General features: G+C 66.3%; 8 protein-coding genes. 3 read left to right on the top strand and 5 right to left on the bottom strand.

Translation table 11 applies throughout. From position 1 onward, the window contains the following. Window positions 1-273 precede the first annotated feature (273 nt). The 5 genes from BMI87_RS09165 to BMI87_RS09145 all read right to left on the bottom strand — a co-directional run bounded on the left by BMI87_RS09165 (window position 274) and on the right by BMI87_RS09145 (window position 5926). On the bottom strand, window positions 274-1041 hold the full coding sequence (locus BMI87_RS09165) for an enoyl-CoA hydratase-related protein (RefSeq protein WP_078520870.1): 768 nt from the start codon (window positions 1039-1041) through the stop codon (window positions 274-276). Further along, window positions 1038-2714 (bottom strand): AMP-binding protein, encoded by a 1677-nt coding sequence (locus tag BMI87_RS09160; RefSeq protein ID WP_246832674.1) that lies wholly within the window; start codon window positions 2712-2714, stop codon window positions 1038-1040. The genes BMI87_RS09165 and BMI87_RS09160 overlap by 4 nt, the downstream gene beginning before the upstream one ends. An 89-nt stretch (window positions 2715-2803) precedes the next feature. Then, window positions 2804-4081, bottom strand: coding sequence for an organoarsenical effux MFS transporter ArsJ (gene arsJ / locus BMI87_RS09155; protein ID WP_078520868.1), 1278 nt, complete (start codon window positions 4079-4081; stop codon window positions 2804-2806). Continuing rightward, window positions 4078-5076, bottom strand: a complete 999-nt coding sequence (locus BMI87_RS09150; RefSeq protein WP_078520867.1) for an ArsJ-associated glyceraldehyde-3-phosphate dehydrogenase — start codon at window positions 5074-5076, stop codon at window positions 4078-4080. Before BMI87_RS09150 ends, arsJ begins: the two co-directional genes overlap by 4 nt. Window positions 5077-5086: 10 nt before the next feature. After that, window positions 5087-5926 carry a helix-turn-helix domain-containing protein gene (locus BMI87_RS09145; RefSeq protein ID WP_078520866.1) on the bottom strand — a complete coding sequence of 280 codons (840 nt, stop codon included), beginning with the start codon at window positions 5924-5926 and terminating at the stop codon, window positions 5087-5089. 474 nt (window positions 5927-6400) lie between these two features. On the opposite strand from BMI87_RS09145, the gene BMI87_RS09140 reads away from it, so the two are divergent. From BMI87_RS09140 to BMI87_RS09130, 3 genes are read left to right on the top strand one after another with little or no spacing between them, the layout of a single operon-like run. Continuing rightward, window positions 6401-8341, top strand: coding sequence for a dynamin family protein (locus tag BMI87_RS09140; RefSeq protein WP_078520865.1), 1941 nt, complete (start codon window positions 6401-6403; stop codon window positions 8339-8341). Next, window positions 8338-9414, top strand: a complete 1077-nt coding sequence (locus tag BMI87_RS09135) for a dynamin family protein (protein WP_078520864.1) — start codon at window positions 8338-8340, stop codon at window positions 9412-9414. Before BMI87_RS09140 ends, BMI87_RS09135 begins: the two co-directional genes overlap by 4 nt. Further along, a complete protein-coding gene (locus BMI87_RS09130) occupies window positions 9411-11552 on the top strand; it encodes a dynamin family protein (protein WP_078520863.1) in 2142 nt (713 codons plus the stop codon). The genes BMI87_RS09135 and BMI87_RS09130 overlap by 4 nt, the downstream gene beginning before the upstream one ends. The last annotated feature ends 2 nt before the right edge of the window (window positions 11553-11554 follow it).

Raw genomic sequence — 11554 nt, 5'->3', positions numbered from 1 at the left:
ATCTTGGCGCGGGGCGACTAGCCCCGGGCCGCGCCCGACCCTCCCCCCGGGAGGGCGCATTGGCGATGTCATCGCGGGCCCACGCGTCATTCGGGCTTGAGAGATAAAGCGCCCAGCCACAAGCGCATCAACGCGCCCACCCAAGGCTCGGGCGCGTCCCTTTCCGCGAAACCCAGACGCACCCTGCGCCGCGACGCGCGGCGCGTTCGCCGCTGAAGCCTTCCACTGGAAGCCTTCCGAGACACGGCTCACCCCAAGGCTCGGGCGCGTCCCTTATCTCCCCGACCACTCCGGCGCGCGTTTCTCGAGGAAAGCCCGCGCGCCTTCGGCGGCGTCCTCGCTCGCCATCACGGCTTTCAAGGTCCGCGCGTTCTCCTCCCAAAGCGGGTCGACCGCGCGGCGCTCGATCTCGCGCGACAGGCGCAGGGTCTCGCGCAGGGCCAAGGGCGCGTTCTTCGCGACCTCCTCGGCCAGCGCCAGCGCCGCGTCAAAAGCCTGCCCGGCCTCGGCGCGGCGGGCGTTCAGGCCCAGATCCCACGCCTCTGCGGTGTCGAACAGCCGCCCCGTCAGGAGCAATTCGCGCGCCCGGGCCGGGGGGATGAGGCTCGCCAGCCGCAGCGCGCCGCCCGCGCCCGCGACCAGCCCGCGCAGCACTTCGGGCAGGCCGAAGCGGCAGCCCTCTTCGGCGACGATCATGTCGCAGCCAAGGGCGAGTTCGAACCCGCCTGCGAGCGCGGCGCCGTGGCAGGCGGCGATGATCGGCTTGCTGCGGTGGGATTCCGTCAGCCCGCCGAAACCGCCTTCAGCAAATAGTAACTCCTCGACCTTACCTTCGGTGAAAGCGGCGAGGTCCATGCCCGCACAGAACACCGCGCCTTCGCCGCGCAGGATGCCGATCTGCAGCGCGTCATCCGCTTCCAGACGGGCCACCGCCTCGGCCAAGGCGTGGCCGGCCTCGGCATTGATCGCGTTGCGCCGTTCGGGGCGGTTGAGGGTGATGATCGCGATCTTGCCGCGGGTCTCGAACAGGACGGGGCTCATAGGGCGGGCTCCTTGGGTAGGCGGGCGCGTAGCGCGTTGCGGATGATCTTGCCGGTGGTGGTCACGGGCATGTCGTCGATCACATAGATCGCGCGGGGATATTCGTATTTCGCAAGCCGCGCGCGGACATGGGCGGCAAGGTCTTCGCGCAGTGCCTCGGTATCGGCATGGCCGGGGCAGAGCGTGACGAAGGCCGCGACGATCTCGCCGCGCAGCGGATCGGGCTGGCCCACGACGCCCGCCATCTGCACCGCCGGATGCGAGATCAGGCAATCCTCGATCTCGGCGGGGCCCACGCGGTAGCCGCCGGTCGAGATGATATCGTCGTCGCGCCCCTTGAAGCGCAGCCTGCCGCCTTGGCCGCTGACGCCCCGGTCGCCGGTCAGCAGCCAGCGCCCCTCGGGGCCGGTGACGAATTTCGCCTCGGTCGCGTCGGGCTGGTTGAAATAGCCCAGAAACATCACCGGGTCGGGCGCGCGCACCGCAATCGCGCCTTCCTCGCCATCGGGCAAGCGTTCGCCCGTGGCGCTGTCGACGATCGCGACCTCATGGCCCGGCACCGGCCAGCCCATCGCGCCGGGTTCGGGCGCATCGAGGCTCGCGGCGGAGGACACCACCATGTTGCACTCGGTCTGGCCGTAGAATTCGTTGATCGTGACGCCAAGCGCCTTGCGCCCCCAGTCGAGGAGCTGCGCGCCGAGCGGTTCACCCCCCGAGGCGACCGAGCGCATGTCGAGGCTCCACGACAGGCTCTCGGGATCGGCCTTCATCATCTTCAGCGCGGTGGGTGGCAGGAAGGCGTTGCGCACGCTCAGCCGCCGGATCAGGTCGGCCGCCGCCTGCGCCGAGAACTTGCGGAAACGGCAGGCCACGACAGGCACGCCGTGATGCAGCGCCGGAAGCAGCACGTCCAAGAGCCCGCCGATCCACGCCCAATCGGCGGGCGTCCAGATCCGGTCGCCCGCCTGCGGCAGGAAGTCATGGCTCATCTCGACGCCGGGCAGGTGGCCCAGAAGCACCCGGTGGGCATGGAGCGCACCCTTCGGATTGCCCGTCGTGCCCGAAGTGTAGATCAGCACGCCGGGGGTCTCGGCGCTGGTATCGACGGGGGTCAAGTCGGGCGAGGCCTCGGCGAGGGCCGCATTGAAATCGGCCACACCTTCCGCGCCGGTCCCGCCGTCGTCGGTGACGAAGACGGTCTGCAGATCGGGCAATTCGGAGCGGATCGCGGCGATCACCTCGTAGCTCGCCGGGTCCGTCACAAGCACCCGCGCGCCGCTGTCGCGCAGACGGTGCAGCAGGGCCTCGGGGCCGAACAGGGTGAACAGCGGTAGCGAGACGCAGCCCGCCTTGAAGGCCGCGATATGGGCGATGGCGGTCTCGCGGCGTTGCGGCAGCAAGATCGCCACCCGGTCGCCGGTCTCACGCCCATCGCCGCCCACGCCCATCCCCGCCAGCACATTGGCGAAGCGGTTGGACGCCTCGCGCAAGGCGCCGAAACTGGTCTCGCGCACCGCGCCGTAGCCGTCCTCTTCGACCTCGATCAGCGCGATGCGGTCAGGCTCGCGCGCGGCCCATTTGTCGCAGGTGTCGACGCCGATATTGTAGCGTTCGGGTATGTCCCATCGAAACGCAGCCCGCGTGGCCGCGTAATCCTTGCCGCGTGACAGCACCGGCTTTCCTCCCATTATGCAAGCGGCGCGGGGGCCGCTCTCCTCCGCGCGCTACCAAAGCGTGGACGGGGCGGAATGTCCATCTCTGCTCACGGGCTCGTGAGGGTCGCCTCGGGCGCAAGCCGCCCTGCCGCCAGCGCGCTCAACCCCACCATCACTGTCGCGGTGATCATCACGGCGGGCAGCCCGCCCATCTGGTAGCTCAGCCCCGACAGCAGCGTGCCGATCAGCCGCCCGCCCGCATTGGCCATGTAGTAGAAGCCCACATCCATCGTCACCCGCTCGGCCTGCGTGAAGGCGAGGATGAGATAGGAGTGGAGCGAGGAATTCACCGCGAACATCGCACCGAAGGCCAGCAGGCCCACGACCAGCACGGTGCTGAGCCACAGCGACGGCGTCGGGTCGATCAGCACGGCGGCGCTGAGAAGGGCAGGCACCGCGAGCAGCGCCAGCGCCCAGTGCCGCGCGGCGCCGATCAACTCACCCTCGGGGCGGGATCTGGCCTTCAGGATGCGCGGGGCGGCGGCCTGCACCGCGCCGTAAAGGATGATCCAGAGCGCCATGAAGGTGCCCACGAGGAAGAAGGCCGCGCGGTCGCCTGCATGGGTGCCGTCCGACAGGACCGCGTAGAAATAGATCGGGATACCGACGACGAACCAGACGTCGCGCGCGCCGAACAGGAAGACCCGCGCCGCCGACAGCCAGTTCACATTGGCCGATTTCGAGAAGACTTCGGAGAATTTCGCGCCCTTGCGCCCGCGCGGCAGGCCCGGCGGCATTGCCACGACGACCCCCGCGAGGATCAGAGCGAGCACCACCGCCATCGCGACCACCGCGTAATCGAAGCCGAGCGCGGCCAGCAGCACCGCGCCGAGCAGGAAGCCCACGCCCTTCACTGCGTTCTTCGACCCGGTCAGCACCGCGACCCATTTGAACAGCCCGCCCTTGCCGGTGGGGGCCAGCAGCTTAACCGCCGATTTCGAGGACATCTTGGCAAGGTCTTTGGCGACCCCGCTGAGGCCCTGCACCACCATCACATAGGCGACGGAGGCTCCGATCGCCCAGGACGGGTTCAGCTGTGCCAGCGCGATCAGCGCCACGACCTGCAGCGACAGCCCCGCGTAAAGCGTCGAGACCAGCCCGAACCGCGCCGCGATCCAGCCCGCCGAGAGGTTCGTGACCATCCCCGCCACTTCATACAGGATGAACAGGTAGGCCAGCTGCACCGGCGAAAACCCGAGCGTGTGGAAATGCAGCAGCACCAGCATCCGCAGCGCGCCGTCGGTGAGCATGAAGGCCCAATAGGCCGCCGTCACCGCGATATAGGCGGAGAAGCCTTCGGGGCGGCTGGCGGGGTGGTCGGTCACAGCGACGCCCCCACCATCAGCGCGACATCGGCCAGCCGGTAGGCATAGCCCATCTCGTTGTCGTACCACGCATAGACCTTCACCTGCGTGCCGTTCACGACCATCGTCGAGGGCGCGTCGATGATCGAGGAGCGGATATCGTTGGTGTAATCCGAGGATACCAGCGGGCGCGTCTCGTAGCCGAGGATGCCGTTCAGATCGCCTTCGGAAGCCGCCTTGAACAGCGCGTTGACCTCTTCGGCGCTCGTTTCGCGTTCGACCTCGAAGACGCAATCGGTGAGCGAGGCGTTCAGCAGCGGCACGCGCACGGCATGGCCGTTCAGCCGCCCCTTCAGTTCGGGATAGATCAGCGTAATCGCGGTGGCCGAGCCGGTCGTGGTCGGGATCAGCGAATTGAGCGCCGAGCGCGCGCGGCGCAGGTCCTTGGCGGGGCGGTCCACGATGGTCTGGGTGTTGGTCACGTCATGGATCGTCGTGATCGACCCGTGTTTGATCCGCAGATTCTCGTGGATGACCTTCACCACCGGGGCGAGGCAATTGGTCGTGCAGCTGGCCGCCGTCACGATGCTATGCGCAGCCGGATCGTAGGCGTCATTGTTCACGCCATAGACGATATTCGCGGTCGGGCCGTCTTTCACCGGGGCCGAGACGACCACCTTCTTCACGCCAGCGGCGAAATAGGGGGCGAGTGCTGCCTCGGATTTGAACACGCCGGTGCAGTCGATCACCACGTCGACCCCGTCGAGCGGCAGGTCTTCGATGTTGCGCGTGCCGATGAAGGGCAGGCGGGTGCCGTCGATGGTGACGCTGTCCGCGTCGCTCGCGAACTCCGCGTCCCAGCGGCCATGAACGGAGTCGAATTCCAGCAGATGCGCCTGCATCGCCGCATCGCCCACCGCGTCGTTGATCCACGCGATCTTCGCGCCGCGTGCCAGAAGCGGCTTCAAGGCGAGTTTCCCGATGCGGCCGAGGCCATTGAGGGCGTAGGTGGTCATGGTCAGTCCTTCAGTTGCGGCCGATGTCATCGACGGCGGATTGCAGCGCGATGCGGTCGAGCGTTGTCAGAGGCAGGGCGGTGAAGGCCTCGATCCGGCGGTGAAGCGCGCCATAGGCCTGCTGGAAGGCGAGCGCGCGCTCGGCCTCGGTGCCGGTGGCCTTCACCGGGTCCGGCATCCCCCAATGGCCGCTGATCGGCTGGCCGGGCCAGGGCGGGCATTCCTCGTTCGCCGCGAGATCGCAGACGGTGAAGACGAAATCGAGCGGGGGCGTGTCTTCGCCCTGAAACTCCGCGATGGTCTTCGCCCGCAGGGGGGTGACATCATGGCCCTTGTCGCGCAGCACCTGCATCGCGAAGGGGTTGAGCTCGGAATAAGGTTTCGTGCCCGCCGAATAGGCGTTGAACCGGTCGCCCGCGAGGTCTCGCAGGATCGTCTCGGCGAGGATGGAGCGTGCCGAATTGCCGGTGCAGATGAACAGCACGTTGAATTTCCGGCCCGCCGCAGATCGCGTCATCGCGCTGTCTCCGCCTGGGTCGGGCTGTGCGAGAGGAGAGCAGATATCGGGGCGGCCCTGACAGCAGTCGATCAGCAGCGCGTCGAAGAGGCTGCGCACGGTCTCCATCTCGATCCCGTAGCGCAGCGAGGTGCCCGCCCGCGTCTGCCCGATCAGCCCGACCTCGCTGAGTGCGGCCAGATAGGCCGAGAGCGTCGAGGGCTTCAGCTCCAGCGCCGCGCCGATCTCGCCGGCGGGCAGCCGGTCGGGATACCGGCGCATCAAGAGCCGGAAGATCGCAAGGCGTTGCGCGTGGCCCAGCACGGTGAGCCGTTGGGGTGTCATCTGATCCATATTTCGAGGTTTTACGAAATAAGAGAGTCGGATCAAGTGAAGCTTTGATGACAGAGGGCTTTACACGCGGGGGTTGTAAACAATCGCCCCAAATCGTCCGGGTTGTAAGCTAGACTGGAAACACTCACAAAGTCGTGAAGATTCAATAAAATAGGGCCGAAACGAGACTGCCCTGACGTCACGCGAATGAAGAATCGTCAGCAAAGCAAAGAGAATAAACGAGAATTCGCGTCGCGCGAGAAAGGGCCAACTGCACCGAGAACGGCAATTATGGTCGGTCTGCCATAATTTCTGCCGCATTTCGGACATGACTGGGCAAGAGAACTTTAAGCACGAACCGACCCAGCCGGTGCGTCGCCAAGAAGGGGGCGCGCGCCGTCCCTGCAACATTGGTGGTCTCGGTCGGCATGCGCGTGCCGGACCGTGCGTCACCCAAAAATCCGCATCGCCCCTGCGGAAAAGGAGAGCTCCCTCGTGTATGAAGCGAATTCCATCTTTGATTGGCATCGCCGTGGTTTCGAGGCGCTCAATTCTTACTGGGAGACGCTCGACCAGCTTGAACAGGCCGTAAAGGACGTCTCGGACGCCGATCTCGGTTTTGTCGAGGATCAGCTCGACACCGTTCTCGAGATGATCGACGCATTCGAGCCGACCGTCAGCGTCATCGGCCAGGTCAAAGCGGGAAAAAGCACCCTTCTCAATGCGTTGATCGGCAAGCCGGGAATGCTGCCCTCGGATGTGAACCCGTGGACCTCGGTCATCACGGCGCTGCATCTGAACGCGCGCCACCGCCCGATGGACACGCGCGCGCTATTTCGGTTCTTCGACCGCCACGAATGGGATCGGCTTGTGGCGACGGGCGGGCGTCTGGGCGAGATGGCCAACCGCGCGGGCTTCGAGACCGAAGCCGAAAGCGTGCGCAAACAGGTCACCGCGATGCGCGACGCGACCGAGGCGCGGCTTGGGGAACAGTTCGAGGACCTTCTGGGCACCAGCCGCGCGTTCCCGACGCTCGATAAGGCGGTGCTCGATCAATATATCTGCTACGGCGATCCCGACGATCTGGCCGACGGGGCCATCGAGGGCACCTATGCCGATCTGACGAAATCCGCCGATCTCTATCTCGATCTGCCGCATCTGCCGCGGGGCCTGTGCCTGCGCGACACGCCCGGCGTGAACGACACGTTCATGATGCGCGAGCAGATCACGCTGAACGCAATCGGCGACAGCCGCGCCTGCATCGTCGTGCTTTCGGCCCATCAGGCGCTAACCACGATGGATCTCGCGCTTTTGCGCATCATCTGCGCGATCGACGCGCGCGAAGTGGTGATCTTCGTCAACCGTATCGACGAGCTGGAAGATCCGCGCGGGGCGCAGACCGCGATCCGCAACTCGATCCGCAAGACGTTGGGGCGCATGGGGCTGGGCGAGGAGATCGAGATCCTCTTCGGCTCGGGCTACTGGGCCAATTGCGCGATGGGCGATGTTAGTGAGATGGCGCCTGCCAGCCGCGCCGCGCTGGAGAAGATGACCGGCACCACGCCCAGCAGCGAGACCGAGCTGCGCCAGCGCGCGATGGAAGCCTCCGGGATCGGTGCGCTGATGCAGGCCGTCGTCACCCGCATCGTCGAGGGGCCGGGGCAGGCCGTGCTGGGCGATGTGCAGGACGAACTGGAGCGCATCATCGAACGCGCCGAGACCGTCGATAGCGTCGCACGCGTGGCCGATCCGTCCACCATTCTCAGCGAGTCGAAATTGATGCTGCGCCTCGCCGAGATCGAGGAGGAGGCGGTCTCTGCCTTCAATAACGAGGCGGCGGGGCTGCGCGCGGAGCTGCGCGAGCGGCTCGACCGCGCGCAGGAGCAATTCGTGGCCTCGGCGCTCGAAGCGTTGCAATCGCATATCGACACCTATGGCGAGATCGGCGCGTGGACCCATGATCCGACCGCGCTGCGCATGGCGATGAAGACGGCTTTCGCGTCGAATTGCGCGCGGCTGCGGCGCAAGGGGGAATCTGCGCTCGATATGGTCAGCGACGGAATCGACACTTTCCTCGCCGCCGAATTCGGCGTGATCCGCGAGGCCGATGTCAGCCGCTTCCCCGAACAGCCGCAACATCGTGCGCCCACTGTGCTGGCGCGGATGATTACGCTGGATATGCAGGGCGCATGGTGGCGGCGCTATTGGCGCTTCAATCGCAAGGGGGCGGCGCAGGCGCGCTACCGCGAGGTGATCATCGCGGAAACCACGCCGCTGATCGAGGATCTGATGACCGAGTATTTCGACCCCGCCATCGCGCGCAGCCGCGAGATCGTGGAGCGCTTCGCCTTCGATCAGGGTCAGTTCTGCAAAGCGGTGCGCGAGCGCTGCCTGTCGGGCGCGTCCGGTCACGATAAGGAAAGGCTCTCGGCATGAACTCGCTGCGCAAACGTGAACGCCCCGACTTGCCGGACCTGTCGAAAGCGCAAGCCCCGCAGGCCACTCCGAAACCGCGCAAGCTGCGGGTGCTGGTCGCGGGCGAATTCTCGGCCGGGAAGACCAGCCTCATCAACGGGTTGCTGGGCGAGAAGGTTCTGCCCTCGCATGTCACCGCGACCGCGCTGCCGCCGATCTGGCTGGTGCGCGGCGGAGACCGGGCGCAGCTTTGGATCGACAAGGAAGAGGTCGCGCGCCCGCTCTCCGATCTGGCGCAGCTCAATCTCGAGAAGGCGCGCTATTGCGTGATCGCCCATAACGCGCCGATCCTCGACCGGATCGACATCATCGACACGCCCGGTTCGTCGGACCCGAACATGCCGATGGAAAGCTGGCAGCGGATGCTGCGCTATGCCGATCTGGTGATCTGGTGCACCAACGCGACGCAGGCGTGGCGGCAAAGCGAGAAGGCGGTCTGGGACGAGATGCCCGAGGCGCTGCTGGCGCAGCCGATGCTGATCGTGACCCATGGCGACCGTCTGCCCGACGAGCGCACCCGCGCGCGGCTGATGCGCCGGGTCGAGCGCGAGGCGGGGGAGGTCTTCCCGACGATCCGTCTGGCCGCGCTGACAGAGCCGGGGGATGTGGCGCAGATCGCGCGCGAGATCGAGCGGCTGGTCGGGCAGATCGATCACCCGACAGGGGCGGCCAACGAGATCGTCGCTAAATTCGTGGGCGAGCGCGACGTGATCGCCTTCCCGAAGCCGCGCACGCCGGTGAAGCCGCGCCGTCTGCGCTCGGCACGTCTGATCAAGGCGGAAAGCGCGGAGCTGCCCGAGGTAACGGATGCCGAGCCGCTGATCCTCGACTCGCCGCTGCCCGACTATCCGCCCGCCGAGACCGCTCCGATGCCGGGCCCGGCCCGCGCGCTGTGGGAGGAGCTCACGGCGGGCTACGCGTTCACAGATGCCGCGGATGTCCTCGCCCATGTCGAACATCTGCTTGATCGGCTGGATGCCGAAACCCCGACCGAATTCGAGCCAGCCTACGCGAGCAAGAGGACCAAGCCATGAAGATTGCCCCGCAACTGCGTAAGGAACTCGACTTTCTCAATGGCGCACTCGACCGGATCGAGGCCTCCGTCGAACGCAGCACCCGACCGCGCATCCGCGATCTGCGCCTGCGGCTGCATGACTGGGCGGCGCGCGTGGCGGTGATCGGGCAGGTGAAGGCGGGCAAATCGACCTTCCTCAACGCCTTCCTGCACCAGCATGACTTCCTGCCCTCGGACGTGAATCCGTGGACTTCGGTCGTGACGAATATGCGCATCAACCTGCCCGAAGACCCGGTGACGGGGGCGCGGTTCGAGTTCTTCTCGGAGGCCGATTGGGACGAGATCATCAATGGCGGCACCCGCATCCGCAAGCTGACCGAAGAGCTGCTGCCGGGGTTCGACACTGACATCCTGCGCGAGCAGTCCGAGCAGATGCGCCGCCGCGCCCAGCGACGTCTCGGCAAGCATTACCAGATGCTGCTGGGTCAGCATCACGATTACGACTTCCTCGCCCCCGATCTGCTGCAACGCTATGTCTGCGCAGGGCCCGGAGCGGATGACGGGTTGGAGCGCGAGGCGCTTGGCCGCTATGCCGCGCTGACGAAAAGCGCCAATATCTACATGCGCTTGCCCGAGTTTCAGGTGCCCACGATCATCACCGACACGCCCGGCGTGAACGACCCGTTCCTCGTGCGCGACGAGTTCACCTGCCGTTCGCTCGACCGCTCGGACGTGTTCATCATGGTGCTCTCGGCGCATCAGCCGCTGACCGATGTCGACCTTGCGCTGATCCGCATTCTCGCCAAGCAGGACGACAAGGATGTGCTGATCTTCCTCAACCGGATCGACGAGCTCGACGATTACGCGGTCGAAGTGCCGCGCGTGATCGCCGATGTGTCGCGCCGTTTGCGCGCGGCGATCCCCGATATCGACTTCAAGATCGTCGCGGGCAGCGCCTATCTCGCTGATCTGACGCAGCGCTCTGACGAGGAGGCCGCCTGGGCGCGCGCCGAGATGGATTCGATGGAGTTGGCGCAATACCTGTATTCGCGTTTCGGCCGCGTGCCCGAGGATCCGATCGACCGATTGCTGCTGGCCTCGGGCGTCGAAGAGGTCAAGCATGTGCTCTCTGCCGTGATCGACGGTGGCGTCGGGCGTCAGCAGCTCGCTCAGCTGCGCGGCGATCTGCGCGCGGAACTGTCGGGGATGCAATTCGTCGCCCGCCGCGAACGCGACACGCTGCAGATGCAGATCGAGAGCATCCGCTCGGACGTGGCGGAGGCAGCGATCGAGGAAATGAGCAGCGAGATCGCGGCGACGGAAGCGCTGCGCGGTGCGCTCGAAAACCATGTCGAGAGCGCCGAGCATCAGATCGAGGCGGTGCTCAATCGCGGCTGGTCGGCGCTCGAGACCCGGCTCAACAAGAGCATCGAGGATTTCGTCCTGAGCCAGCGCGACCGGTTCGAGGATGTTCTGCGCACTAACCGGATCCGCGACGGCCGTCCGCCGCGCAGCTTCGAGACCGACACGACCGCACTGCAGATCGCGCTCGAACGCGAGGTGACGAAAAGCTACGCCCGGTCGCGGGCCGCGATCGACGTGCTGCTCGACAATGCGATCCATGCGTGCCGCACTACGGTTGCGGACCGGTTCGACGATCCCAGCGAAGAGATCGACCTGTCGGATATGCCGCATGACACTTTCACCTCGACGCTGACGCTGACCCGGCGCGCGCTGCGCATCAACTTCGCGCTGGAGCGGGGCTGGGCCTTCTGGCGCGGTCCGACCGTGAATATCGAGAAGACCCTCGACGGGTTGCGGATCGTGGCGGCGGAGGAACTGCGTCCGGCGGTCGAGAAGATCCTGCAGGCCTATGGCGAGGCGCTGGTGGAACGCGCCAGCGCAGGCGGCTCGCGGCTGCGGGTGATGGTGCGGATGATGGAGATGATCGTGCGCGAGCGGACCTTGCAGCTCAAGCAGGAGCGGGCCGAGTTGGAACGGCTGGCTCGTGATCCGCAGATGCAAAGCCGACTGGCGTCCCGGATCCAGAGCAAACTGGAAGTGCTCGAACGGCGTCTGATCAATCTCGGGGCGATCGAGAGCGCCGTCAGCAGCACCATGATGCCGCGGCGCAAACCCGCGACTCGCGCGGCGTAAGG

Origin of the sequence: Thioclava sp. F28-4 (assembly GCF_002020045.1) — a bacterium.
GTDB lineage: Bacteria > Pseudomonadota > Alphaproteobacteria > Rhodobacterales > Rhodobacteraceae > Thioclava > Thioclava sediminum.
This window is presented reverse-complemented; position numbering and strand designations above follow the sequence as displayed.